The organism is Blautia sp. ZXY-1-B12 (genome assembly GCF_056339915.1).
The window spans coordinates 57,494-82,909 of sequence record NZ_JBWJVP010000027.1 but is presented as its reverse complement, the minus strand read 5'-3'; the positions used below and the strand labels follow the sequence as shown (position 1 = coordinate 82,909).

General features: G+C 38.4%; 25 protein-coding genes and 2 pseudogenes. 3 read left to right on the top strand and 24 right to left on the bottom strand.

What is annotated here, in order from left to right; translation table 11 throughout:
- Positions 1-345: 345 nt before the first annotated feature.
- Positions 346-1,581, top strand: a complete 1,236-nt coding sequence (locus AC075L_RS02530; RefSeq protein WP_055201531.1) for an iron-containing alcohol dehydrogenase — start codon at positions 346-348, stop codon at positions 1,579-1,581.
- A 114-nt stretch (positions 1,582-1,695) separates the two neighbouring features.
- Positions 1,696-3,075: an aldehyde dehydrogenase gene (locus tag AC075L_RS02525; RefSeq protein WP_118409707.1), complete on the top strand. Its 1,380-nt coding sequence runs from the start codon at positions 1,696-1,698 to the stop codon at positions 3,073-3,075.
- A gap of 50 nt (positions 3,076-3,125) precedes the next feature.
- On the opposite strand, the pseudogene AC075L_RS02520 reads toward AC075L_RS02525, so the two are convergent.
- Positions 3,126-3,805: pseudogene (locus AC075L_RS02520) on the bottom strand (GTP pyrophosphokinase).
- Positions 3,806-3,983: 178 nt separating this feature from the next.
- Entirely contained in the window at positions 3,984-4,241 is a 258-nt protein-coding gene (locus AC075L_RS02515) for a hypothetical protein (protein ID WP_476387090.1), read from the bottom strand.
- A gap of 83 nt (positions 4,242-4,324) precedes the next feature.
- On the opposite strand from AC075L_RS02515, the gene AC075L_RS02510 reads away from it, so the two are divergent.
- Positions 4,325-4,993, top strand: coding sequence for a restriction endonuclease (locus AC075L_RS02510; protein WP_022381292.1), 669 nt, complete (start codon positions 4,325-4,327; stop codon positions 4,991-4,993).
- Positions 4,994-4,998: 5 nt separating this feature from the next.
- Here AC075L_RS02510 and AC075L_RS02505 read toward each other — a convergent pair.
- The 22 genes and pseudogenes from AC075L_RS02505 to AC075L_RS02400 form a co-directional block, all read right to left on the bottom strand.
- A pseudogene (locus tag AC075L_RS02505) lies at positions 4,999-5,585 on the bottom strand (DNA-3-methyladenine glycosylase I).
- 506 nt (positions 5,586-6,091) lie between these two features.
- On the bottom strand, positions 6,092-6,601 hold the full coding sequence (locus tag AC075L_RS02500) for a DUF4317 family protein (RefSeq protein ID WP_476387092.1): 510 nt from the start codon (positions 6,599-6,601) through the stop codon (positions 6,092-6,094).
- 199 nt (positions 6,602-6,800) lie between these two features.
- On the bottom strand, positions 6,801-7,493 hold the full coding sequence (locus tag AC075L_RS02495) for an RNA-guided endonuclease InsQ/TnpB family protein (RefSeq protein ID WP_476387091.1): 693 nt from the start codon (positions 7,491-7,493) through the stop codon (positions 6,801-6,803).
- A complete protein-coding gene (locus AC075L_RS02490; RefSeq protein WP_476387089.1) occupies positions 7,405-7,908 on the bottom strand; it encodes a helix-turn-helix domain-containing protein in 504 nt (167 codons plus the stop codon). Before AC075L_RS02490 ends, AC075L_RS02495 begins: the two co-directional genes overlap by 89 nt.
- Before the next feature lie 478 nt (positions 7,909-8,386).
- The gene (locus AC075L_RS02485) at positions 8,387-9,829 is read right to left on the bottom strand and encodes an IS1182 family transposase (RefSeq protein WP_062807668.1); all 1,443 of its coding nucleotides are present in this window, start codon (positions 9,827-9,829) and stop codon (positions 8,387-8,389) included.
- 159 nt (positions 9,830-9,988) lie between these two features.
- The gene (locus AC075L_RS02480) at positions 9,989-10,159 is read right to left on the bottom strand and encodes a MerR family transcriptional regulator (protein ID WP_008704276.1); all 171 of its coding nucleotides are present in this window, start codon (positions 10,157-10,159) and stop codon (positions 9,989-9,991) included.
- Positions 10,147-10,281 carry a hypothetical protein gene (locus tag AC075L_RS02475; RefSeq protein ID WP_256387801.1) on the bottom strand — a complete coding sequence of 45 codons (135 nt, stop codon included), beginning with the start codon at positions 10,279-10,281 and terminating at the stop codon, positions 10,147-10,149. The genes AC075L_RS02480 and AC075L_RS02475 overlap by 13 nt, the downstream gene beginning before the upstream one ends.
- 193 nt (positions 10,282-10,474) lie before the next feature.
- Positions 10,475-12,397, bottom strand: a complete 1,923-nt coding sequence (locus tag AC075L_RS02470) for an ATP-binding protein (protein ID WP_008704277.1) — start codon at positions 12,395-12,397, stop codon at positions 10,475-10,477.
- 99 nt (positions 12,398-12,496) lie between these two features.
- Positions 12,497-13,144, bottom strand: coding sequence for a flavodoxin family protein (locus tag AC075L_RS02465; protein WP_008704278.1), 648 nt, complete (start codon positions 13,142-13,144; stop codon positions 12,497-12,499).
- A 177-nt stretch (positions 13,145-13,321) separates the two neighbouring features.
- Positions 13,322-14,485: an RNA-guided endonuclease InsQ/TnpB family protein gene (locus AC075L_RS02460; protein WP_476387088.1), complete on the bottom strand. Its 1,164-nt coding sequence runs from the start codon at positions 14,483-14,485 to the stop codon at positions 13,322-13,324.
- Positions 14,448-15,092, bottom strand: a complete 645-nt coding sequence (locus AC075L_RS02455) for an IS607 family transposase (protein ID WP_476387087.1) — start codon at positions 15,090-15,092, stop codon at positions 14,448-14,450. The genes AC075L_RS02460 and AC075L_RS02455 overlap by 38 nt, the downstream gene beginning before the upstream one ends.
- Before the next feature lie 81 nt (positions 15,093-15,173).
- A complete protein-coding gene (locus tag AC075L_RS02450; RefSeq protein ID WP_118633589.1) occupies positions 15,174-16,040 on the bottom strand; it encodes a class I SAM-dependent methyltransferase in 867 nt (288 codons plus the stop codon).
- A 389-nt stretch (positions 16,041-16,429) separates the two neighbouring features.
- Entirely contained in the window at positions 16,430-17,152 is a 723-nt protein-coding gene (locus AC075L_RS02445; protein WP_202020609.1) for a Crp/Fnr family transcriptional regulator, read from the bottom strand.
- Complete coding sequence (locus AC075L_RS02440) at positions 17,121-17,753, bottom strand: YczE/YyaS/YitT family protein (RefSeq protein ID WP_118633588.1); 633 nt, start codon at positions 17,751-17,753, stop codon at positions 17,121-17,123. Before AC075L_RS02440 ends, AC075L_RS02445 begins: the two co-directional genes overlap by 32 nt.
- Positions 17,754-17,926: 173 nt before the next feature.
- Positions 17,927-19,099 carry a phosphopentomutase gene (locus tag AC075L_RS02435; protein WP_055058554.1) on the bottom strand — a complete coding sequence of 391 codons (1,173 nt, stop codon included), beginning with the start codon at positions 19,097-19,099 and terminating at the stop codon, positions 17,927-17,929.
- 15 nt (positions 19,100-19,114) lie between these two features.
- The gene (deoD, locus tag AC075L_RS02430; RefSeq protein ID WP_055058555.1) at positions 19,115-19,816 is read right to left on the bottom strand and encodes a purine-nucleoside phosphorylase; all 702 of its coding nucleotides are present in this window, start codon (positions 19,814-19,816) and stop codon (positions 19,115-19,117) included.
- A 20-nt stretch (positions 19,817-19,836) separates the two neighbouring features.
- The gene (locus AC075L_RS02425; RefSeq protein ID WP_055058556.1) at positions 19,837-20,958 is read right to left on the bottom strand and encodes a nucleoside 2-deoxyribosyltransferase; all 1,122 of its coding nucleotides are present in this window, start codon (positions 20,956-20,958) and stop codon (positions 19,837-19,839) included.
- 10 nt (positions 20,959-20,968) lie between these two features.
- Positions 20,969-21,916: a nucleoside hydrolase gene (locus AC075L_RS02420; protein WP_172680015.1), complete on the bottom strand. Its 948-nt coding sequence runs from the start codon at positions 21,914-21,916 to the stop codon at positions 20,969-20,971.
- 99 nt (positions 21,917-22,015) lie between these two features.
- Positions 22,016-22,429 (bottom strand): secondary thiamine-phosphate synthase enzyme YjbQ, encoded by a 414-nt coding sequence (locus AC075L_RS02415; protein WP_118633587.1) that lies wholly within the window; start codon positions 22,427-22,429, stop codon positions 22,016-22,018.
- Positions 22,430-22,451: 22 nt separating this feature from the next.
- Complete coding sequence (locus AC075L_RS02410) at positions 22,452-23,591, bottom strand: SIS domain-containing protein (protein WP_118633586.1); 1,140 nt, start codon at positions 23,589-23,591, stop codon at positions 22,452-22,454.
- 29 nt (positions 23,592-23,620) lie between these two features.
- On the bottom strand, positions 23,621-24,538 hold the full coding sequence (locus tag AC075L_RS02405) for a nucleoside phosphorylase (RefSeq protein ID WP_055058560.1): 918 nt from the start codon (positions 24,536-24,538) through the stop codon (positions 23,621-23,623).
- A complete protein-coding gene (locus tag AC075L_RS02400; protein ID WP_118633585.1) occupies positions 24,525-25,415 on the bottom strand; it encodes a carbohydrate kinase family protein in 891 nt (296 codons plus the stop codon). The genes AC075L_RS02405 and AC075L_RS02400 overlap by 14 nt, the downstream gene beginning before the upstream one ends.
- Between the last annotated feature and the right edge of the window lies 1 nt (position 25,416).

Here is a 25,416-nt window from a genome sequence, read left to right as displayed (position 1 = left end):
TTAATATAATAACACTGCTGTTTTACAATATTGTTATACTTTGCTAACTTTAGGTTAGTATAAACTTACTCCATTGTCAACTGATTTTCGTAGTTTTGTAAAATTTTATGGATATGTTCGTTACTGTTCACTCCGTTCACAGTAACGTAGCCAAAATTCATTCCAGATTGCCTGCGGCAATGGAATTTTGGCTCGTATGTCTCGGAATAAGCTCTTTTACCAAAGATAAATTTTGAACATCAAAATATATTGACTTTTCTTTTTTACCTTGTTATATTTTTTCTGAAGTAACTGCTGTCCGGCAGTCTGCAAAGTAGCAGGCTGCCCCCAGGAAAGGAATTATCCATGAACACTCTCAGAAAAATATATTGCAGGGCTTTTCAGAAAGCTTTTCACATTGCAATTCCCTTTTTACCTTACAGAAAACCTAAAATCGCAGGAAGCGTCAAGGAACTCCCTGAAATCATCATGCGCCACAAATGTACTCATGTATTAATCATTACAGATGGCGGTATCATGAAGCTTGGACTTACCCGAAGACTGGAAAAAGCTTTAAAGGAGGCCGGTATCCCCTATACCATTTATGATAAAACAGTTGCCAACCCTACTACTGTCAATGTCCGCGAGGCGTTGGAGCTTTACCATAAAGAAGGCTGTGATGCCATCATCGGTTTCGGCGGCGGTTCCAGCATGGACTGTGCCAAGGCAGTCGGTGCCTGTGCGGTCAAACCCAATCAGTCTCTGGCTCAGATGAAGGGAATCCTGAAGGTACATAAGAAGCTTCCCCTTCTCATGGCAGTTCCAACCACTGCCGGAACAGGAAGTGAGACCACTCTCGCCGCTGTGATCACAGATGCAGACACCAGATACAAATACGCGATCAACGATTTCCCGCTGATTCCCCGCTATGCAGTGCTGGATCCCAAGGTTACCTTAAGCCTGCCCCCATTTATCACCGCAACTACAGGTATGGATGCCCTGACTCACGCAGTGGAGGCATATATCGGCAATTCCACCACCATTGATACACGCAGGGATGCATTAAAAGCGGTAAAACTGATTTTTGAAAATATAGATATTGCCTATGAGCATGGCGATAATATTCATGCAAGACGAAATATGCTCCACGCCTCCTTCTATGCAGGCTGTGCTTTTACCAAATCCTATGTAGGATATGTTCATGCAGTCGCTCACTCTCTGGGCGGACAGTACAACGTTCCCCATGGACTTGCCAATGCCATTCTGCTGCCGCTGGTACTTCGGGAATATGGTTCCTGCATTGACAAAAAGCTCCACAGACTTGCCATTGCAGCAGGACTTGCAGACAAAAATACGCCGGACCATGAAGCAGCAGAGCTTTTTATCCGGGCAATTGAAGAGATGAAAGAGCGATTTGGAATCGTAAATATTGTAAAAGAAATTCAGGAAACAGATATCCCCAAGCTTGCCCATTATGCAGATAAAGAGGCCAATCCTCTGTATCCTGTGCCGAAGCTTATGGATGCCTCCGAACTGGAGAAATTTTATTACATGCTGATGTCTCTGACTTCCAAGGAAAATACCTCAGAAGCTGAGAAGTAACTGTTAATATTCTTCTATCCTGCAAAGCGTTTTTTATAAAAATATCAAAATACAGGAACCTGCAGACTCTCAATAGTTACCTGATATCTATATTATATAAGGAAATAATGTATTATGACAGAAACAGAAATTAAAGAAATCGTTCAGAAACAACGCAGCTATTTTTACACAGGTGCCACTTTACCGGTAGAAAAAAGGCTGGATGCCTTAAAAAAATTAAAGACCTGTATTCAGAAATATGAACCACTGATCAATGAAGCACTGAAACGTGACCTTGGAAAAAGTAACTTTGAATCCTATATGTGTGAAGTGGGACTTGTGCTCTCAGAACTCAGCTACATGATCCGCCATACACCTTCCTATGCAAAAGAAAAAACAGTACTGACTCCCCTTGCCCAGTTCGCTTCCAGAAGCTATAAGAAGCCATCTCCTTATGGTGTTGTCCTGGTTATGAGCCCATGGAATTATCCTTTCCTGCTCACCATTGATCCGCTGATCGATGCGATTGCAGCCGGAAATACAGTTGTACTGAAACCAAGTGCCTACTCTCCTCACACCAGCCGGGTGATTGAAACCATTATCACCGAATGTTTTGATCCCCAGTATGTGGCTGTGGTAAACGGCGGACGTGCGGAAAATAACACTCTTCTCAATGAACATTTTGACTATATTTTCTTTACAGGAAGCCAGCATGTTGGCAGGGAAGTAATGGCAAAAGCATCTGTACATCTGACCCCCGTTACCCTGGAGCTGGGCGGTAAAAGCCCCTGCATTGTAGAGAAAAGTGCCAACCTGAAACTTGCAGCCAGAAGAATTGTATTTGGAAAATATCTCAACTGTGGTCAGACCTGTGTAGCACCTGATTATATTTACTGCGACAGAGAAATCAAGGATGAACTGATCCGACAGATCCAGAAACAGATCAGGAAACAGTTTGGTTCCACACCTCTGAATAATAAGAATTATGGGAAAATTATTAATGAAAAGCACTTTACTCGTATCTGCAATCTGATCGATCCCAGCAAGGTAGTCTGCGGCGGTGACAACAATCCGGGAGCTCTTCAGATCGCTCCTACTGTTATGGATAATGTAACCTTCGGGGATGCAGTAATGCAGGAGGAAATCTTCGGTCCTGTGCTTCCTGTGCTGGCCTATGATTCCCTGGATGAGGCCATTGAAAAGGTCAACTCCATGGCACATCCTCTGGCACTATATATCTTCACCTCCGACAAAGAAGCTGCGGAAAAAGTTACTTCCCGCTGTGGATTCGGAGGCGGATGTGTCAATGACACCATCATCCACCTGGCAACCAGTGAGATGGGATTTGGCGGCTTTGGTGAAAGCGGAATGGGTTCCTACCATGGCAAAGACGGTTTTCATACCTTCTCCCACTATAAGAGTATTGTAGACAAAAAAACATGGCTGGATTTGCCAATGAGATACCAGCCATATAGAAAAATTTATGAAAAATTATTGAGGAAGTTCCTGAAATAAGGAACTTTCTCAGGATTGATTCGCCCTTATCAGCTCTGCTGACCAGTTGATTACGAAATTTCCTGCATCCGGTTATCCAACTGAGCACTCTGGGTGGCACACGCCAGAAGCTCCTCCTGCAATTGCTGTGCCTGATCTGCCGGGATATCTTTTTTATAGCGAAGCTTATGTTCCAGACTTGCCCAGAAATCCATGGCAATAGTTCGAAACTGGACTTCCACATTTACCATTTTTTTGTTTTTCTGCAGAAAGATAGGCACCTGCACGATCAGATGCAGGCTTCTGTAACCACTGGGTTTTGGATTTTTTATATAATCTTTTTTCTCGATCAGTACAATATCATCCTGACGCAGAAAGCTGTCTGCCAGCTCATAGATATCCTCCGGAAAAGAACAGATTACCCGGACGCCTGCGATATCCTTGATATTTTCTTCTATAGCAGTTAAAGACATGGGAATATTTTTTCTGCGTATTTTCCGCACAATGCTGTCATAAGATTTAATTCTGGTTTTAATACCCTCGATAGGATTTTTATCATATTCCAAGGAATACTCCTGATTCAGCACTCTGAATTTTGTCTCAATCTCCATGACAGCACACTGATAGTAAGACATCAGCAGATCAAAGGGCCTTTTATTTTTCTGGATCATTTCCAGAAATTCTTCAACAGTAGACTCCTGCGGATCAGCTCGTCCTTTCTGGCTTCTATACGGTTTTTTCGTTCCGACATAATTTCTTCAAAATTTTTCAAATGTTCCTCCCCCTCTTACGGTTTTGTATAATTACTATAGCAATCCTCGTAAATAGTGCATTTAATAGGCTCGCTATAAACTGTCCACTTTTTTCATAGTAGCAATAAATCAAGAGACTGATCATAACACAATTCCCGCAAAGAGTAACCATTCTCGTTACTGTTTATTACCCCATTCTCGGTAACGTTCCATCAGTAACGCAACCAGTAAACCAGCCAGTAAACAATAACCCATTCTTCTTTTTTCTTCGCAAAACACTTGTTCTTTATCATCAAACATGGTATTCTTACTTTGCTGCAAACTGTTATCGTAATTCAGGGAAAATACCGTAACACCAGCCATTTCATTACTTACAGTATTTTCCTGAATTTCTATAAATGGTATGTTGCAGATATAATATATTGCAATATGCACTGCATCTCTTTATAGCAATCCTCTTAAATGTATCATTTACGAGGACTGCTATACAATTTTATATAATACAGGAGACTCAACACATGGATGGATATGAATTTGAATATCAATGTGCAAAGATACTAAAGCGAAAGCATTTTTCTAAAATAAAAGTAACCCAAAGCTCCGGAGACCAGGGAATCGATATCATTGCTTTCAAACATCGAAAAAAATACGGGATACAATGTAAATATTACACCCATCCCGTTGGAAATAAAGCTGTTCAGGAAGCCTATGCAGGTGCAAACTTCTACGACTGCGATAAAGCTGTTGTAATGACAAACATAACCTTTACAAAGTCAGCAACCCAGCTTGCACAGAAACTGGATGTTGAACTATGGCCCAACTGCCCTGTTACACCTTTTTACAGTTTACCGTTTAAGATCATGAGTTCATTAAATGCAGTGCTTTTTCTTTACGCAGTGCTCGCATTTCTCTCCCTGAAACCTGAATTTGATTTTATTCATCTTCCCTTTGTTCCTGATACCCTGACGCTGATCATCATTCTTACAGCTTCTATTTCCGGTATCTTCGGCTGGAGTTTTTTTCTGTGTAATCTCATCGCTGCAGGCACATACCTTTATCTTGCATTTCATACACTCATTCTGCCGACATATGCAGAAACAGGCAGCTGCACAAATATACATCTGCTTTCCCTGATTCCGGCAGGTGTATATCTGCTTCATGCAGGATGGATAAAAATCAGGAAATAAAAGTCTTATAAATAACTATTATGATGCTCAGCTTTCTGATTTGCCAAAAAGCAGCCCTGCTCATGAGACACAGAGAACTCCTACTGCCTGTAAATAGGCATAGATGACCGTTGTCCCCACGAACTTCATACCACGTTTTTTCAAATCTTTTGATATACGGTCAGACAGTTCCGAACTTGTCCGTCCAGTTTCACAGACTACTTTGCCATCTGTCCAATGCCAGATATAGTCCGAAAAGCTGCCATACTCCTTCTGAATTTCCAGGAATGCCCATGCATTGGTAACGGCAGCCTGTATTTTCAGGCGGTTTCGTATGATGCCGGGATTACTCCGCAGTGCTTCCAGCTTGTCCTCAGTGTAAGCACTGACTTTCTCCGGATCGAAGTTGTCAAAAGCCTTGCGGGAAAGCATCTCGCTTGTTCAGAACACATTCCCAGGACAGACCCGCCTGAAAGCACTCCAATATCAGCATTTCAAAGAGCTTCCGGTCATCATGCACCGGAACACCCCACTCCTCATCGTGATAACGGATGTAACGCTCATTTCTCGGATTTGCCCAGCAGCATCGTATCTTGCCATCTGCCCACTTCATTCATATACCACCTTTCCATATATTTCTCCAAATAGCTTCATTCTCTGCACAGGCTTTTAACATTACATCCTGAATTTTTTTCATTTGTACAATAGAAAGACTATACACTGTCATTTTTGTCATATAATCACCCTATTCTTCACGAAAACATTAAAAATACAGAAAACTTCTATCCGAAATATTCCTGCATTAACAAATCAACTAACACCTTATCGTTAATTTAGTCATCACGCAATTCAATTTAGTCATTTATACACAAAATGACTAAATTGAATTGCATATGGTATAATTAAAATTTATCTATCGCACTCCTCATAAATGATCACCTTGTTCAGATTATTGCTCTATTATCCTGTTCAGGAATCCTTCGTCCGGATGCTCCGGTATTTCAAAGAATACATCTATTTTTCCAGGTTCTGCGGAACGGTCTTCAAAGGCAGGGAAAATAAAGCCGCATTTTGGAGTTCCGGCATTGTAATCTTTATCTACCGGAGCCACCACACAGATCAGGAAACTGTATATTTCTTCTGACTCCCACTGTTCGCTGTGGTCTGAGCCTTTCTTGGGAATATCATATATTCCATGATAAATATAAATTCCAAACTCCTGTCCCTGCAGACGGTTTGTTCCATTTGATGAATCTCTTCGTACCTGCAGATTCCCTCCGCAAGCTGTTCACAGAGAGTCTGAACCAGAAGATCATCTTTTAATCCGTATTGTGATAATGCCATCAGTAGTTTATGGATGCTGTCATATGCCATATCCCCTTCAGGGAATTTATAACGTTTTAACTGTTCATTTGTTTTGGAAAAAGGAATGGTTTTCGCAAGATCCAGATTTACCTGCTGATCATGTTTGCTCATATTTTTGAAGCTTACATTGAAGGTATTATCTATGTATCCCTCATCATCTATATATGCTCCTGCTGTACGCACAAAGCAGTTTCTGGATAATGTCATCCTGCGGGTTAATTCCAGCATATCATTTCGGTTGATCTTTGTATCTTTTTTATTCATCAAAATGGTTCCATCCTCTCCAAAAAGCTTTTCTTTTATGGTCAGTATATCATACGTGACATGCTCTCGCCACTTAAATCTTACAGATTTTGAAGTGGGAGCTTCCTGCTCAATTGCCCTTCAGGGCAAAGCTAAAACAGGCTATCCCCGCGTGTCCCGCGGTTCTTTTTTTATCCGGTTACGGATCTTTTCTGTGCTATTATGCACATTTTTTATATATTCTTTTTCCTTCTTTCAGAATATTGACCGCCGCATTCACATCCCGGTCCATCCGGTTTCCACATTCGCATAGGTATATCCGTTCTGATAATGCCAGCTCTTTCTTCTTATGTCCGCATACGCTGCATATCTTACTGGATGCAAAATATCTGTCTACTTTTATCAGATATTTTCCACGTTCTTCCAGCTTATATCCAAGCATGGAAAGGAACTGACCGTATCCGTTATCCTGTATCCCTTTTCCGAAATGCAGGCCTCCGGCTATCCCCTTCAGGTTCAGATCCTCCACACATACTGCGTCATAGTCTTCTGCAAGGCTGTGGCTGAGCTTATGCTGGAAATCCTTCCTCTGGTTCTTTATCTTTTCATGATATAAAGCAACCTTTTTCTTCTGTTTCTGATAGTTACGGCTGCCCTTTTCACATCTGGAAAGTTTTCTCTGTTCCCGGGCAAGTTTTTTCTCTGCATTCCGGTAAAACATGGGATATCCGGCTCTTTCACCGGTAGAAAATACACACATCCCATGCATGGCAAAATCCATCCCCAGGAATTTTTCCGCCTGTCTTTTCTCCGCTGTTTGGTTTTCACAGTCGAACAGCAGGCTGGCAAAATATTTTCCGGACGGTTCCCTGCTCACAGTCACTGATTTCAGCTTCCATCCCTCCGGGATCATACGGTGGAGTTTTATTTTTACCGGCTGCATCTTTGGCAGTTTCAGGAACCTGTCCTGCAAGACAGATATTCCCATTTACCATATTCGTTGTATAGGATTTCCGCGAATGTTTTTTTGATTTATAATGCGGAAATCCCACTCCCGGTTCCCGGAAAAATTTCCGGAAAGCCCCTTCCAGATTTAACTGTACATTCGCCAGCGCAAGAGAATCTACCTCTTTCAGCCATGGATATTCTTTTTTATATCCGGCCGGCGTATTTTTCAGCATCTTTTTTTCTTCCTGATAATAACGGATCTTATCCGCAAGCATCCGGTTATAGAGAAAACGACTGCAGCCGATTGTCTTCTCTATCTGGGTTATCTGTTCTTTATTTGGATAGATCCTTATTTTTACTGCCCGGTTTATCTTTCTCACCCTGACTCTCTATATACTGATGGATTGTTTCAACAGGTGCTATATTTCAAAGATTTCTTTTGTTCTCTCTGACATCTTATCGTCCAGCATCTTTCTGCTATATTTCATAACCAGAATCAAACAAAAACACTGAATGAGAATTATTATCTAAACTCATTATGTACACTCACTTATTGCTTATTTCGACCGTCCAAATTCCAAGAGCATATTGTTCTTTTTTCTATTATAATATATTTATTGTATCAGAACAAGTGTTTTTGCGATTTTTTATGAATTTGAGCAGACATGCTCGAATGTGCAATTCATCCCATCACCTATAGGACGCCACTGAAAAAGTGGTAAGTTTAGTATCACAGGGTGTCAAATATGTGCAAAAATGTTCCTTGATAATTAAATATTGCTAAAATAGTGTTTTGAGGGATGCAAAATCTACCCTTTTGAGAGATGAATTTTCCTATTTTTCCTCATTTGGGCAGACTTATCCCTTTAGTTTTAAAATTCGTTTTAAATTGACTGCAAATATTGATACTGCTCCTTGAAGTTGCATGTTTGATAGTCCAGCAGCATCACAACGACTATATCCGTGTATATTTTTTAATTCACTATTTTTTGCCTCTATCATATAGCGGGTTTTGAAACGTTCCTTGAAATATTGTGTTTTTTGAAACGCTTCTTGATTTTTATGATAATCCGATTTAATAGTGATACTATACGTTTTGGTTTTTGCATTTTCTTTATAGCAGCCATTACGATAAGGACAGACATGGCATTTATTAATATCGAAAAAATATTTGATACGTGTATTCTTTTTCTGATTACTACGTTTGTCAATTCGATATTTTATAGCCAAATGCCCCGCTGGGCACTGCATGGTATCCGCATCTTTATTAAAGATAAAGCCGTCCTCTGAACGAGTCCCTTTTATGATGCTCGGGTTAAGCTTTGAAATTAATTTATAGTCATTGCTTTGTGCATCTTTTAAATTTTCCAGTGTGGAATATGCGGTATCTGCTATTACTTCATTAACGGTTGCACCTGCTGCTTTACTTTTTTGAACCAGTACTGGAAGTTCCTGACCATCAAATGCTTCGCCGGATGTGATTGTTGCTACTGTGATAATCCGTTCATCTGTCATGGCCAAATGAGTTTTGTATCCGTAAAAAGAAGAATTGACCGCTTTATGGCCAATCCGGGCATCCAGGTCAATGGATTGATCATAACAATCAATCTGATTATCCAAAATTTCGGATAACATAGAAGATTCTTCTTTAATCGTTGGCAGTTCTGAATACGGACTTTCCTGAACTGTGTTTAATAATTCATGACAGTATTCATTATACTCATCTAAAGAAGCTCGTTTTTCAGGTTCATCTGGCAGATAAATGTCTTTATCAGAATCTTTTAAAGCTGCTTTTAAAGAAGTAGAGGCTTTTTTCAATATTTCTCTCTGAGTAGTTTTATGATAACGGGCTTCTGTATGAGTTGAGTCAACAATTATAGTATTGCTTTTTAAAACACCTTGATTTATGGCAAGTTCTACACTTTTATTTATGAGCAGATCAAGTATATTTTCATCTTTTAAACGCTGCTTTCTGAATTTGGTTAAAAGACTAGGATGGATAACCTCTTCTTCTGGCGTTAATTCCAGAAAATATTTAAAAGACATATCATATCGTGATCTTTCAACAACACCATTATCAGAAAGGTTATAAAGATATTTTAAAAGCAGATATTTAAATAGCAATATAGGTTTTTTTGCATTACGTCCATTATCAAGGCAATATTTATTTTTTAATTCATCATATATAAAAGAAAAATCGACCAATTCCCTGATTTTTCTTAGAATATGATCTTTTGGAACAATCATGTCATATAAATCTGAATAATAACTAAGGCTAAGTTTTAGTTGGGATGATAACATTTCAACCTCCGACAATTATGATACCTTAATTATATCAGATATATGATTTTACGACCACTTTTTCAGTGGCGTCCCTATAGAGGTGAGGGAATTCTTGCTACAGTTGTTAAAATATACCAATGTTCTGGTCTTCCCATAAGCATTATAATCTCCAATACGTCATCTATTTTTCTTTCGAGGATCTGTTGGCTTTACCGCATCTTTTGGTATTAGCCAAGTCTTTCCCTTTTTCTCTGCTCCAGGCACTCTTCCCTGGCTACATAAAAGAAAAATTCTTCTAGATGAAATTCCCCATATTTTTGACATTTCGATCGTTGTTATATAATCCATAATTTTCCTCCAAACGATACAACAAACCTATTATAAGTATATTCTTTTATCGGAATAGTTTCAACCAAAATTAAGTTTTCTTCTAAGCTGTTTGATTTGTTATTGTTTTCTAAGATTTTCACAAAAAAAATCCTCCTTTCGTATGTACGGATGCGTGAAAGGATGAAAGACGCATCCGGCCAAGAAAAAAGAGCCTACGGAAAACTCCGTAGACCCTCATTGCTTTTCTGGCGATTATAATAATATCACATCAAAAGAGAAAAGTCAGTGCAAGACCAGTGCAAACTTTTCATCAGAATTAACTTCTTTGTTTTCCTAATCGTGTTTAATGTATTTAGTGATAGTATCGATTAATTCCTCCATGTTAATCGGCTTGGAAATATGGTCATTCATGCCTGAATCCAGGGATTCCTGAATATCATCTATAAAAGCATTTGCAGACAAAGCTACAATTGGAATCGTAACTGCATCGGACCGCTCTATACCCAATGCTCGAATGGCTTTTGCTGCTTGGTGTCCATCCATGTTTGGCATCATAATATCCATCAAAATAAAATCGTATGTGCCTCGTGGATGATTTTTAAACAAATTCACAACTTCTTTTCCGTCTGATGCGCGTGTTACGGTCATACCAGCATCTTCTAGCATTATCGTAGCAAGTTCAGCATTTAAATCATTATCCTCAGCCATAAGAACATGAATACCCGTCAAATCTCTATGCAGATGTTGTTTTTGTTCTGATTGAATAACCTGTTCTGTCAACTCCAGTGGGATCTCCACTGTGAATGTAGAACCTACACCTTTTTTGCTCTCAACAGCAATTGAACCGCCCATCATATCCACATATTTTTTTGTGATGGCCATACCAAGACCGGTTCCCTTATATTGGGTTCTGGCATTAGCATCATCTTCTTGTGAAAACGGATCGAATAATTTTTTCTGGAACTCTTCGCTCATGCCAATACCATTATCTCGAACAACATAACGAGTTATGATATGTTTCTCATCCGCTCCTGGGTAACTGCTGATATCCAAAGTAATCTTTCCGCCGTCCTTTGTGAATTTCACAGCATTGCCCAGAAGATTCACCAAAACTTCTCGGATACGCACAACATCCGCAAGGACATATGGGTTCTTTGAGATTTCTCGATGTACTTCAAACTTAAGATCTCGATTATAAAGAAGTCCATTCATAATCGCCTGGACGTTATCTGTCAATTGAGTAATGTCCATTGGCTCGGGCGAAATAGTAACTTTTCCACTTTCAATGCGAGTAAAATCCAGAACGTCATTCAACAAAGAGAGAAGATGATTCGAACTTTTTTGAACTTTCTCCAAGCTATCATGAATATCTGAAACCGTGTTCTGGTGAAGCGCAATGTTTGTAAATCCAATAATGGCATTCATCGGCGTTCTGATGTCATGGCTAATACTAAGCAAAAACGCAGATTTTGCTTTGTTGGCAGCATCTGCTTCCTCAGCGGCGGTCATTAATAATTGTTTTTGTTTTTGCTCTTCTGCCTTGCTTTTCTGGTAAACATAATAGGTATATAGACAAATTAAAAGCAATACAGCTCCTGCGACTAAACCGCAGATGATGGAAATATGATTCGTCTTTTCAACCATTCCATAAGCTGATTGCATATCCATTTCAATGCAAAATGCGCCAATGATTTCTCCTGTCCCATCATAGTTTGCGCTTACAGGATAGCAAGCCGTAAAAATCGGGCCCCATGTTGTATCAATGATATCCTGAGAGTATACATTCTCCCCAGAAATAGCCCTATCAATATACGGAACCATTTCTTCCTCAATATAATCTCCAGGGCGTCTTACATCATCCGCATCCGGATCCAAACCGTCTACCACATAAACGAGTTTTCCTTCTTCATTTTTTTTAGCGGTGTAAATATATCGAGTAGAATTCAGTGTTCTGATTTCATTGAAATATGAAGAAATATCCTTATATAATTGCTTCTTTTCATCAGATTGATCTTTGATTTGATCAAAATCTTCTTTTCCGATTCTTCCATTCACAAGTTTGTGTACTGCATCTGCACTCGCTGTGTCACGTGTGATTTCTGTTTCAAGGGCGGTCTTAGTGTAAGAACTTTGCAGAATATATGTGTACGACGCTATTACAAAAATCATCAAAAGCCCCGCAATCACAAAGATACTGCCTGTATTCTTCAGCCTAAGGAGTTTTTTCAAATTAATTCCTTCTTTTGTTTTCTTCATGCTGCTCATTCACATCCTCTAAATCCTAATTTATCAATTTTATCATAGCACATTTTCATGCAGTTTTTAATTCCAAAACTTCCAATTAAAGCCATCGGCTTAACGTAACGTATCACTTCGTTTTATGAAATTGGTACAAGCATCAGTTTCTGTTTCCGGATACAGAATACCACTCTCTCTTCCAAGTTTAAAACAGCGCATCATCCATATCATGTTTCGTGCAAGATTCCGCATGGTCTGCATACCTTCTTCATCCTGAAAAGCTTCTTCTCCGTAAAGACCATATACCATGTTCCAATAGGTAGAACCGGCGACTGGCATCTGTGCAATCCCCAAATATTTATTGATCCCATCAAGAGCTGCCGTGGTTCCTCCTCTTCTTGCTACTGCAACAGCAGCACCCGGTTTAAATTTGAAGGCGTCATAACCTCCGGCACTGTAAAAAACTCTGTCCAAAAAATCATAAATACGTCCACTTGGATGTGCAAAATATACTGGTGTTGCAAATACAAAGCCATCTGCTGTTTTAGCCTTTTCAACAAATTCATTCACGCCATCATTTTTAATCACACACTTTCCTGTTTTTTGACAGACATTACATTGAAGACAATCTGCTATAGGCTTTCCTCCAAGCTGAACAACCTCTGTCTCTACTTCTTCTGAATGAAATACCTTTATCATTTCTTCCAAAGCTGTCATTGTTGTTCCATGCAGATGACTGCTTCCGTTAACAAGCATTACTTTCATTTAATTTAACCGTTACTGAAAACTTATAAAAAGTTATAAACTTCTATGTTCCATTCCTACTTCAACGAGTATGCTTTTGATGATATAAATATCAATCTACTCACAAGTTCCTGTACTCTCCATAGGCGTAAATTCCGGACTAACGTATCCGTACATATTTGCATTAACGTTTCAGTGTCAGCTTGCAAATTGTTCTCCATAAGTCTTGAGATTTATAGATGCCTGGAAATCTCTGTCAATCATATTCCCACACTCACATCTATAAACTCTGTCAGATAACTTCAGATCTTTTTTGATATTTCCACAACAGCTGCAAAGCTTTGATGATGGATAAAACCGATCAGCCACAATAAGCTGGATCCCTTTATCGCTGCACTTATATTCAAGCTGTTTTCTAAACCAAAAAAATCCCTGTTCCTGAACTGCTTTGGATAAATGTCTGTTTTTCATCATTCCGCTGACATTCAGATCTTCAATACATATAAATCTTGGTTTTCGATTTACGATCTCCGATATGGTCTGATTTAAATAATTTTTACGGATGTTTGTTAATCTGTGATTTCGTTTTAATAAAAGTTTTTCCTTTTTGATTACATTATTTGTTTTACAGTAACTTTCTCCTTTCTTATTTTTCTCGTAAGAACGAGAGATACTACGCTGTAATCTGCGTTTCTGTTTTTCTAGTTTCTTTACTTTCTGACTCTTATTGATGTTCTTATACTTAGTTCCATCAGAACAGATCGCCAGATCTTTGATTCCCAGGTCTATGCCGACTCCGTCATCATTAAGTGTTTCCCTGCAGTCAGGAAATTCTACACATACACTGATCCACCAGTTCAATCCGTCAAAGGATATTCGCGGATTCATATATTTAGCATCTGTCGGAATCCTTCCATGTTCTGCAAGTCTTACCCAATTCATTTTTTGCTTATTTGCCTTCCTGCTGGAGGAAAAGCCTTCAAATTTAACGTGGGTATTACTGAATCGTATCTTAACGTTGTCCTGATAGAACTTCGGCATTGATCTCTTTTTTGACTTGAATCTTGGGAATTTCTGCAAACCTTTGAAAAAATTCTTATAAGCAGTACAGGCATCTTTGATCGCCTGTTTGGTTACATTATTTGAAATACTCAGTAACCATGCATATTCATCAGAATGTCTAAGCTTTGTAAATTCTTTTCTGAGTTCTGCATCTGAAATGAATTTTTCACCTTTTTCATAGTTTTCTATTTCCCTGGCCAAAGCCCAGTTATAAGCAAATCTTGAAGCACCTGCGTACTGAAACATCTTAGTTTTCTGTACATTATTTGGTATCAGCATTACTTTTATGGCTTTTACCATCTGTTTCCTCCTGTATCAGTTCCCGGATAAGTTTCTTAGCTTTATTCGCTCGTTTTCCTTGTAATTTACAACTGAATACTGTGATTATCTGAACCAGATCCTCAACAAGTTCCTGCTGTTCGGATTTTTCAGTATTATCAATAATCTCAATCTCACAATTATAAAGTGAAGCGATATATTCTATCAGCTCAAAACCAAATCGCAATAGCCGGTCTTTATATAAAACAACAACCTTTTCAACCTGATTTTGAGATATTCGCCTGATCAATTCCTGAAGTCCTTTTTTCTTATAATTAATCCCGGAACCGATATCACTTATTACCTCAAATGGCTGTCCTTTTGCCAAAAGATATGTCTTAACATTATCAATCTGTCGTTCCAGATCATCTTTCTGTTTATGGCTGGAAACGCGACAATATCCAATTGTAATGCGTTTTTTAGGCTTTACATTTATTACCTGGTTGAGTTGCTCATCAGAATAATATCTATAGCCACTTACTGTAGTATGATGCGGATGAAGTTTTCCATTGGCATCCCAATTTCGTAATGTCTGGGCAGATACGCCTATAATTTTTGAAAATTCATGTATAGAATAATATTTACTCAAAGTATCAACTCCTTTCAATAATATTCTACTCTAATATCTTATAAAACTCAACATGTGCTTATATAATTTTATAATTTATATTTAACTGTTAATAACCTCCCATCTTCCAGAAGCACCACATGGAAGAACCAGTCCGTTAGAGCTTACCGGAAGCCCGATCTCCTGAGAGTCCACATGCCCGCCGAACTTTTTCAATTCAGTAGACAACATATAAGTAAGAACTGCCGGTGCCAGACCTGTTGTATAGGAATTGATCAGGAAAAACAAAGGCTCATCGCTGAGAATCTTTGTACACAGCTTAATCAGGTCATGGATACAATCCTCAATCTTCCAGATCTCCCCTTTCGGTCCACGTCCATAAGAAGGCGGATCCATAATGATCGCATCATAATGATTCCTTCTGCGAATCTCACGCTCAACAAACTTCACACAGTCATCCACCAGCCAGCGGATCGGAGCATCTCCCAGACCGGAAGCAACCGCATTCTCCTTTGCCCAGGTAACCATACCCTTAGAAGCATCCACATGAGTAACAGAAGCTCCCGCAGCCGCTGCCGCCAGAGTCGCACCACCTGTATATGCAAAAAGATTCAACACCTTCACCGGACGTCCCGCATTGCGGATCTTATTGCCAAACCAGTCCCAATTCACCGCCTGCTCCGGAAAAAGCCCGGTATGCTTAAAACTAAAAGGTTTCAAATTAAAGGTAAGTCCCTTATAATGAATATCCCACTGCTCGGGCAGATCAAAAAACTCCCATTCACCGCCGCCCTTCTTACTTCTGTGATAATGCCCGTTCATATGCTTCCAGCCCTTATTTACCTTCGGCGTATCCCATATAACCTGCGGATCCGGCCTCACCAGAAGATAATCCCCCCAACGCTCCAGCTTCTCCCCACAGGAAGTATCAATCACCTCATAATCTTTCCATCCATCTGCAATCCACATCGTATAATAATCCTCCTAAAATAAACGCATAATAAGTTACGATTGTACTACATATCCAATCATTAGTAAAGCCATATTTCTCACATAAATTCCATTGTGTAAAGTATAAAATAAAACTCTCCCCGTGGCAAGCAAACCATCATAATTCACAGTTATAAATAAATAAAGTGTTACTGTTCACTCCCAATGTCATTAACTTAAGTGATTATTGCCTGTTTAACAAGAAATAATTTTTTAAGTTAACGACATTGGTTCACAGACAAATCATAAACCAATCATCATAAACTACCGCAGGAACATATAATCCCTGCGGCATAACATAAGCAGCCTAATGGAGTATTTTATGATGACTGCTGATACATGAATTCCTAATCGAAGTATCGTATGTATTAATACAAACATCCCATTTTTTTCTTCAACACTTCATACTGATTTCCAGTAATATATATTTTCTTGTATAAAATTTTAATTTCTTTCATCTCTTTTAATTTCTTGAGATTTCTTCCAACTGTACGAATACTCATTCCAATTGCATTTGCAATTTCCTGATAATCCGTCCTTATATAAACGCTCTCATTCGCACAATCAATATTTCTATATTTTTCATATCTTGATATCAGAAAAAAACGAACACGATCTATTCCTTCCATATAATACATCAGTCCGTCACTTTCTGAACGTTTATACAAATCCTTTGCCAGTATATTTACAATTCTTCTCAATAACTGCATATTTTCCATAATCGCCTGATATATAACTTCCGGCTTAAAACAAAGCATTGTAACCTCAGTTGCCGCATACACTGTTGCAACATATTTTTTCTCGCCTGCCATAATTTCCAAAAGGCCAACAATTCCATTTATACTGTTTAGTTCAAAATAGTTATATGTACTTCCATTCGCATATTCTCGTAATCCCGTTACACTACCTTCTTTAATAAAATAAACACTATCCGCTGCATCGCCCCTTGAAACAATAATACTGTTTGGTTCATATTTTTTAATCTTGCCTTTTATTTCCAGCTCTTTTGGTAATACAAAAGCCAAACGTTTCCTTTGTTTATCTTCTCCTGCACCTTCATCAATTGGTTTCATATCTCCATTTATATTCATATTTTTGTATTCTTCCTATTATATTGGTTATCATAGTTACCATCGTTCCAGTCACTAACACCGAACAGATAGTTCCTGCTCCAAATGTGCCACCTAATACAGTTCCTATAACCACATAACTGATGTCACATCCTGTTCGCATAATTGTATAAGAAAAATTTGTATGATTCTGAATTTTATATAAAACAGCATCCAAAGCATTCATTCCTAAATTAAGCTGGATTAAAAGTGCAAGTCCAAGGCTAAGGCAGCATTGTCCAATAGCAAACGCTAGAATTCGTATCAACATATCCTGTTCTGCAAGATGAATGTCTGTTAATATCCAGCTATAGAAATCAATAAAATAGCCGGAAACAAGTGCATATACCACTGTACCTAAGCCCATATTTTTTCTCGCCACCAGGCAGGCAATTAAAATAATAAGCAAATTATAAAACAATGATGCATTTCCAAAACTTATCAAAAATGTATGTCTGATTCCATCACACAATAACCCAACAGAATCACTTCCCAAACCACTTTCCAAAAACAGTGCTACTGCGATTCCGATTAAGTTCATAACCACAAATACCATTACGATTTTGCTCATTATTTTGCTCATAAAGCCCTCCTTATCATCATACCGTTTACAACCGATTACAAGCATATTTTAGCAAAACCAGATTATTTTCTTAAGGTCATATGACCTTTCAGCACTTTTTATTTTTATCTTCCAGCTTTATATAAAAATAGCCCGGACATTTCGCATATCCAGGCTATTCATATTCATTATTCTCAATTCTTACGAACTTTATTCCAGAAACTTTCACCCTGCACATTTTCTTTTACGTCAAAAATATCAAGGATTGTCTGTCCAATATCTCCAAAGCAGCTTCTTGTACCAAGATTGATTCCTTCCTGAACCAGTTTTCCATACATCAGCATGGGTGTATATTCTCTAGTATGATCGGTACCCTTAAATCCCGGATCACATCCATGGTCTGCTGTTATGATCAGAATATCTTCATCTCTCATATTTTTCATAAATGTTTCCAATGCATTATCAAATTCCGTTACTGCTTTTGCATATCCGGAAACATCATTTCGATGTCCATAAAGCATATCAAAATCTACCAGATTCAAAAAACAGATTCCGTTAAAATCTTCTTCCTGTTGTTCAAACAAACGTTTGATACCGTCTGTATTTCCTTTTGTTGATATACTTTTACTGATTCCTTTTCCAGCAAAAATATCATATATTTTTCCTATACTTATTACATCAAAATGATTTCTTTTCAGCACATCCAACATAGTATCTGATGGTGGAACAAGAGAAAAGTCGTGTCTTTTAGGTGTACGTTCATAATTCGGATATTCACCGGTAAATGGTCTTGCAATTACTCGTCCCACTCCATGCTTTCCAGTCAGAATTTCTCTTGCAATTTTGCAATAACGATACAATTCTTCAACCGGCACTACACTTTCATGTGCAGCAATCTGAAATACGCTGTCTGCAGATGTATATACAATCAGATCACCTGTTTCTACATGCTCTTTTCCATATTCTTTTATCACTTCCGTACCTGAATATGGTTTATTGCACAGAACCTTTCTGCCTGTTCTTTTCGTAAACTCATCCAGAACATCCTGCGGAAATCCATTCGGATAAGTAGGCAATGGCTGTTCTGATACAAGCCCTGCAATTTCCCAATGTCCAACTGTTGTATCTTTACCCCTTGACCTTTCCTGCATTCTGCCATATGCACCTACGACATTTTCTTCTTTACTTTCAGCTTCAACACCGTCTATATTAAACAATCCAAGTTTTTTCATATTAGGAGTATTATAATATTCAGATTTCATAATTGTAGCAAGAGTATTACTTCCAACATCTCCAAAATCTGCTGCGTCCGGTTCATATCCAATTCCAAAGCTGTCCAATACAACTAAAAAAACACGACGTTTCATATACTTCCTCCAGTTTTAAATTTCCAGTGCCACACGGATCATATCATTAAATGTGGTCTGGCGTTCCTCTGCTGTACACTTCTCTCCTGTCAGAAGATTATCACTGACTGTCAGCATTGTTAATGCATCCACCCCATATTTAGCCGCCAGAGTATACAGTTCACATGTTTCCATATCCACAGCCGCTACGCCATATGACGCAAGAAGAGAATTTTTCTCTTTTCCATGATCATCATAAAATTTATCACTTGTAAAAATGTTGCTTACTACTGCATGTACATTCAGTTCTTTTGCTTTATCATACGCATTTCTGAGTAATTCAAAACTTGCTGTAGGTGCAAAAGAAATGTTTCCAAAGCGGTCTTTATTCATACCTGAATCCGTAGTTGATGCCATAGCAATTACTACATCTTTCAGGTTAATACCCTCTCTTAAACTACCACAGGTTCCAATACGAATCAGTTTTTTTGCACCATAATTCTGAATTAATTCACTGGCATAAATATGCATAGACGGCATTCCCATTCCCGTTCCCTGAATTGACACTTTTTCGCCTTTATAAAGACCGGTAAATCCATACATACCTCTGACTTCGTTATAGCATACTGCATCTTCCAGAAAATTTTCAGCAATAAATTTTGCTCTCATAGGGTCTCCCGGAAGTAATACTTTTTCAGCAATATCTCCTATCTCTGCATGGTTATGTGGTGTACCCATAATATTTCTCCTCCCACAATTTATTTATTTGAACTTTCGTATTTCTCAATAACCTTTCCGATGATACTTTCAAAATCACCCTCAAAAATATCCATAGAACTTCCAAACATCAGATTTGCCGGATAATCAAAATCTTCTACATTACTTCCTGTTTGATCGCGATATTCTTTGTCTGCCCCCAGATGCGGAATACGATTAATCAGCTTATCTGCATTATCCATATATCCATACAGTTTTTTCCCTAATTCAAACCCCATACCGCATTCAAAAGCAACATCATTATTAATCTCATATCCACGATAATCGTTCAGATTTGCAATGATAAGATCACAGTTCCTTACATGCTGCTGAAATCTGTCAAACAGGTTCATAGCTTTCATATAAGGATTTTCTGATGATGTTTCCTGAACTCCTGGTGCTCTGTCTAATGGAGAAATTGCCTCATAACCATATTTTGCACAAATTTCTTTCATTCTTGCAAAAACTTCTTCTCCATTGGAATCATATCTTTCAAAACCAGCCAGATAAATCAGAGGTCTTTTTTTATCAGTTTCCGTAACATGGCAGGAATGATCCACACATATCGCACGACCTGCTTTAAATTTGTATTCTTCTTCGATATCTACCATAAGCATTTTCAGACAGTCGTCAAAATCACCTTCAACGATTTTAGTAGAACCAATAATGGTTGGTGAAAATGGCAGTTCTGCATATGGCATTACATTCCCACGTTCATCATATACCTTCTGATCTTTTAAATATGCTTTTTGATTCTTTGTTGCAAGACTTCTTTTGTCTCTTGTATAACCATAGCATCTCGCTCCTTTTGCATATGCCATTCCCAGCTCATATATGGTTCCACTGTCAGGCTCTGCTCCACGATATGCTTCAAGATCAGCAATGATAACCGTTGTTTCTTTCATCACTTTATCCAGATCATCAAAAATGCTGTCTGCCCTTTTCTGTTTATCCGGATTTTCCAGATCAAGAGGATGTGTGTTCGGCAGTGTAACACCAAATCCCAATGCATTTGCCCGGGCTTTCATCGCTCCAAGTGCATCATATCCATATGTATAAAAACATTCCGGACCTGCTATATATATTGCTTCTTTTTCATATAATTTATGCTGATATCTATACATTCTCAGTCTCCTACTTTAAAACTAATCCAAGGAGTAATTTCAGGAATCTTCCATAATCTGCATTACATCCAATCTCAATCAGCGGAAGGTTTTCCCATACAAAATGATGTCTTCTGTCAACTACTGTCATTCCAAGAGTTAATCCATCTTTTGTTTCTACACCAACTCTGACTTTCATTGTTTCAACTAATGTCGGATCAATCGCATATGCCACAGCCATACAATCAATTACAGTACAATATGCATCAAATCCTCTGTTTCCATTAAAACGAATTGCCTGGCGCAGGAATTTAGCTTCTTTTCTGTCACTTTCTTCTAATAATTTGATGTCATCATCTGTAAAGTTAACATCAAAATAAGTAGCTACATCCAGTCCTAAAGCAACAAACGGAATTCCTGATTCATAAACAATTTTTGCTGCTTCAGGATCTACATAAACATTCCATTCACTCTGCGGAGTATCTCCGGTTGCGTTAAAGAAAGCATATTTGTTTAATCCAAATGCTCCTGAAATTGCAACGATTTCTTTAATTAATGGTTTGATTTCCGGTGCTTTTGTAATTGCCATCGCAATATTACTCATAGGTGCTGTTGCAATAATTGTAATTTCGCCCGGGTTTTCTTTTACAAGATCAATAATCAGGTCAACTGCATGTTTTTCGCATAATGGCAGGGTTGGCTCTGGAAGGTAGTTTTCCGCCTGTCCATCCTCACCATGTGTAAAAGGATCTTTAGGGGATTCTCTTACCATTGGTTTTGCCATTCCTCTCGCAACCGGAATATTATTAATTCCTAAAAGTTCCATAATTTTTCTTGCATTTTTACTGGTAATGTCTACCGGATAATTTCCGTTTACTGCTGTAACAGCCAGTAAATCAAGGTCCGGGGATTTTGCCGCCATAATGATAGCCATAGAATCGTCCATACCTGGATCACAGTCAAGAATTATTTTCTTCATATTGATATTCTCCTTTTTTCTCTTTATTTATTCAGTCTTTCAGGTTTATCAGACAGATATTTGCAATCTGCCTCACTGCCATCCTCTATCGAGGATAATTTATTTATCTTCCACAACTTTTACATAAAATTCACGATTTCTAGGTCCGTCAAACTCCAGAAAATAAATTCCCTGAGAACCACCTAACAGTAATTTTCCATTATGAACGATAAAGGTTTCTGTTACACCAAGTAATGCACATTTGATATGTCCTGCTGCATCCTGCGGTGTATCATGCTGATGTTTAAAATCAATTCTTGTTGGTACTAATCTTCTGATTTCTTCATCCAGATCAACAAATCCATCCGGGTCCCACGGTGAAAATACTGCCAGCCCTGCTGTTGAATGCATATTATGAACAATACAGATTCCTTCCTGAATACCGCTTTCTTCTACTACCTTTTTTACATCCTGTGTAATATCATGTACTTCATTATAAGTTGTTGATAATTTAATATTCTTTAATACTGCCATTTTTTTCCTCCATCCGTTACTTTTATTTTACGATAATCTCACTGTTTTTTACGCAATATCCGCCATCACAGAATGCCCAGTCTCCCTCGCATCCTCTGCCATACTTTTCTCCAATCAGTTCTGAAATATAGCTTGCGATCAGGCATACCGGAGCAAAATGTGTTAATGGCATTGAAATTGGATATTTAGATACCGGAACTTTAATGTAAGTTGCCGGCTCGTTATTGAAATCTTCTGCAGAACCATCTGTGATCACTGCCAGCGGTCTGTGAAGCTCATTTGCATATTTCAACAGTTCTTTATTCCTGCTCATTGCCGGATTTGTTGTATTTGCTACAACAACCGTTCCCATATGTTTTGCATCTCTTGCAAAGAAGTTTAAGTGGAACCATTCTTCAGAATTAATATGCATTGCAAATTTGCCAGTTGCTTCGAGCATCTTTGCCTGTCCAAACCATGCTGTCGCATAATCAAAGCCAGCTCCAATAAAATCATAACAAGGGAAATCTTTCCAATCCTCTGCCAGCTTCTTGCACTGTTCTTCCATTGCAGGTAAAAGTTCTTTTAAAAGGCTACCCTGATTCTTAATATCTTTACGACAATCCATAGCCTGATCCATTGTATATTTTCCTCTGACTTCTCCGAAACGAATTGCCAGAAGTAACAGTGCCATTACACTGACCATGTAACTTCTTGTTCCCGGAGCACTTTCAAACTTCGGAATATCTAACTTGAGAACCTTATCCGCATACTGAGCAAGAGGAGACTCTAAATTACCAGTTACTCCAAGAATGTAACATCCATGTTTTTTAGCTCTCTGAACTGCTTCTGATACTCTGGCACCTGTTCCGGAATTGCTCACAGAAATCACCAGTGGATTGCGACAGTCAATTCCCATATGCTTTTCACAATAAAAGCGGCTTAATTCAATAGCCGGAACAACTTCTGTTGGAATTGATGTCAGCATTTCAAAAGCATGTTTGGTTGCCATAGCCGCTGCATAGGAATCTCCACATCCCGTCAGAACAATTCTCTGAACATTAAAGATTTCCTGAAAAGAAAGTACGGTTCTTGTTTTTGGTTCCAGATCCTCATATTGCTGTTCAATCAGTTCCGGAAGACTCTCCACCTGACGGCTCATTGCATTATCAAATTTACTCATTCTTATTTTCTCCATTTCTTTTTTATTTTTCAGTCTCTCTTTTCAGGAAACCAATATTCTTTTCCAAGTTTCTTTTTTGTCTGATCCATTTTATTCAATATTGCACAAGTCTCCAAAGCAATATCTACTGCAAAATCATGTCCAGCACCAGCTTCAAATTTTTCTCCTGTGCATAGGTTATCGGCCACAGAACAAATCGATCCCCCTCTTCTTCCAAACAAAGCTGACAATGTCACTATTGCTGCTGATTCTCTGTCTCCATTCAAAACACCAGCCCGATTATATATTTCTGCTATCTCAATATTCCAAGGTTGCATATATCCTCCGACTCCAGGTCGTCCGCCTCCTACAAAATCACTGTCAACAGACATTGTCACACCTACATGATAGGGAGCCTTTAGTTTTTCAGCAGCCTTTACCATGGCCACAACCACTTCGTAATGGCTCACCGCAGGATACGCTGATGGTATATACGCTTTTGTCATTCCTTCTTCTCTGACAACACCACTGGAAATCACTACATCTCCAGGATGAACACCATCTCCAATACCACCCGACCCTCCCACTCGTATAAATGTACCTGCATTTGTATATTCCATAAAATCATAAAGGATCAATTCCATTTCCGGAGATCCGCTTCCGCCACTGACTACTGTAATCTTAGCGCCTTTATATCTTCCACTGTAACTTGTAAACATGCCTGAATTTCCAATCATTTCTGCATCTTCCAAGCGTCGTGCTATCTTTCTGGCAGGATTTTCACTATATGCACATAGCGGATCACGTACGGTAAGCAATACGTAATCACCTACTTTATCTGGATTGATCTGAGTCATTGCAGGTTTGTTATTAATCACAAGTCCCTTTTCTGGTACATTATGATAATATCTGTATTTTTCATGTATTTTTTTTACAGATTCTTTTTCTCTGATTCTATCGCTCAACATTACGCATGGCCTCCAGTCTCATTTCGGAAGTAATCCGATCAGGAACACCATATTGGGATATACACATTGCTGCTGAAATACTTCCCATTTTTCCACAAATCAGAGGTGAATACCCTTCACAAAAACCATACAATACAGCTCCAGATGAACTATTACCACCACCAGTAGGATCTACAACTTTTATATTTTTCTGTGAAGGAACTATAATCGCTTCATCCGGAGTAATCATGATTGCCCCATCTGCCCCCCTTCTTAAAAACACCAGTGGAATCTGAAAACTTTGGTATTCTTTTATAATCTCTTCAATATCTTCTGTTCCCATCATATGTTTGGACTCTGTTAAGTTAATCGAAAAAATATCTATGTGTTTGGCTATCTTTTTAATATTCTCATAATTTTCCGGATAAGTTGCATCACATCCTATTTCCCACATCACTTTTGAATCAGAATCTTCTTTATACTTTATTATTTTTCTCCAAAAAAACGGATCACTGTTTTTAAAAATATAAATTCCTTTGGCACTTGCAAAATAAGGTTTTAAATCTTCAGGAACTGTTTCTATTTTTTTATAATGCTCAGCACCATAACGTGGCGTTTCTTCTCTTTCTCCATCTTCAAAATACTGAATAACTGTATGCGGTGTTTTATCATCTTTTTCAATAAGACCATCCATGGATATATTATTGTTTTTATACCATTCTCCATAAATGCCTGAAAAATCTGTTCCCACCCCCGTCACCAGCATTACATCATCACTCCAGAGTTTAACACCGCATAGTGCATAAACTCCTGCACCTCCTGCTACTATCTCCGTCCTTTTTCCATCAACAAAATGAATCTCATCTGTTACTGCTGTTGAAGCAATTATATATTTCATA

Coding starts and splice junctions, on each gene's coding strand:
- AC075L_RS02530 (WP_055201531.1), top strand. CDS start 346: ATGAACACTCTCAGAAAAATATATTGCAGGGCTTTTCAGAAAGCTTTT.
- AC075L_RS02525 (WP_118409707.1), top strand. CDS start 1,696: ATGACAGAAACAGAAATTAAAGAAATCGTTCAGAAACAACGCAGCTAT.
- AC075L_RS02510 (WP_022381292.1), top strand. CDS start 4,325: ATGGATGGATATGAATTTGAATATCAATGTGCAAAGATACTAAAGCGA.
- AC075L_RS02500 (WP_476387092.1), bottom strand. CDS start 6,601: ATGAATAAAAAAGATACAAAGATCAACCGAAATGATATGCTGGAATTA.
- AC075L_RS02495 (WP_476387091.1), bottom strand. CDS start 7,493: ATGATCCCGGAGGGATGGAAGCTGAAATCAGTGACTGTGAGCAGGGAA.
- AC075L_RS02485 (WP_062807668.1), bottom strand. CDS start 9,829: ATGTTATCATCCCAACTAAAACTTAGCCTTAGTTATTATTCAGATTTA.
- AC075L_RS02480 (WP_008704276.1), bottom strand. CDS start 10,159: ATGGATTATATAACAACGATCGAAATGTCAAAAATATGGGGAATTTCA.
- AC075L_RS02470 (WP_008704277.1), bottom strand. CDS start 12,397: ATGAAGAAAACAAAAGAAGGAATTAATTTGAAAAAACTCCTTAGGCTG.
- AC075L_RS02465 (WP_008704278.1), bottom strand. CDS start 13,144: ATGAAAGTAATGCTTGTTAACGGAAGCAGTCATCTGCATGGAACAACA.
- AC075L_RS02460 (WP_476387088.1), bottom strand. CDS start 14,485: ATGGTAAAAGCCATAAAAGTAATGCTGATACCAAATAATGTACAGAAA.
- AC075L_RS02450 (WP_118633589.1), bottom strand. CDS start 16,040: ATGTGGATTGCAGATGGATGGAAAGATTATGAGGTGATTGATACTTCC.
- AC075L_RS02445 (WP_202020609.1), bottom strand. CDS start 17,152: ATGAATATAAATGGAGATATGAAACCAATTGATGAAGGTGCAGGAGAA.
- AC075L_RS02440 (WP_118633588.1), bottom strand. CDS start 17,753: ATGAGCAAAATAATGAGCAAAATCGTAATGGTATTTGTGGTTATGAAC.
- AC075L_RS02435 (WP_055058554.1), bottom strand. CDS start 19,099: ATGAAACGTCGTGTTTTTTTAGTTGTATTGGACAGCTTTGGAATTGGA.
- deoD (WP_055058555.1), bottom strand. CDS start 19,816: ATGGGTACACCACATAACCATGCAGAGATAGGAGATATTGCTGAAAAA.
- AC075L_RS02425 (WP_055058556.1), bottom strand. CDS start 20,958: ATGTATAGATATCAGCATAAATTATATGAAAAAGAAGCAATATATATA.
- AC075L_RS02420 (WP_172680015.1), bottom strand. CDS start 21,916: ATGAAGAAAATAATTCTTGACTGTGATCCAGGTATGGACGATTCTATG.
- AC075L_RS02415 (WP_118633587.1), bottom strand. CDS start 22,429: ATGGCAGTATTAAAGAATATTAAATTATCAACAACTTATAATGAAGTA.
- AC075L_RS02410 (WP_118633586.1), bottom strand. CDS start 23,591: ATGAGTAAATTTGATAATGCAATGAGCCGTCAGGTGGAGAGTCTTCCG.
- AC075L_RS02405 (WP_055058560.1), bottom strand. CDS start 24,538: ATGTTGAGCGATAGAATCAGAGAAAAAGAATCTGTAAAAAAAATACAT.
- AC075L_RS02400 (WP_118633585.1), bottom strand. CDS start 25,415: ATGAAATATATAATTGCTTCAACAGCAGTAACAGATGAGATTCATTTT.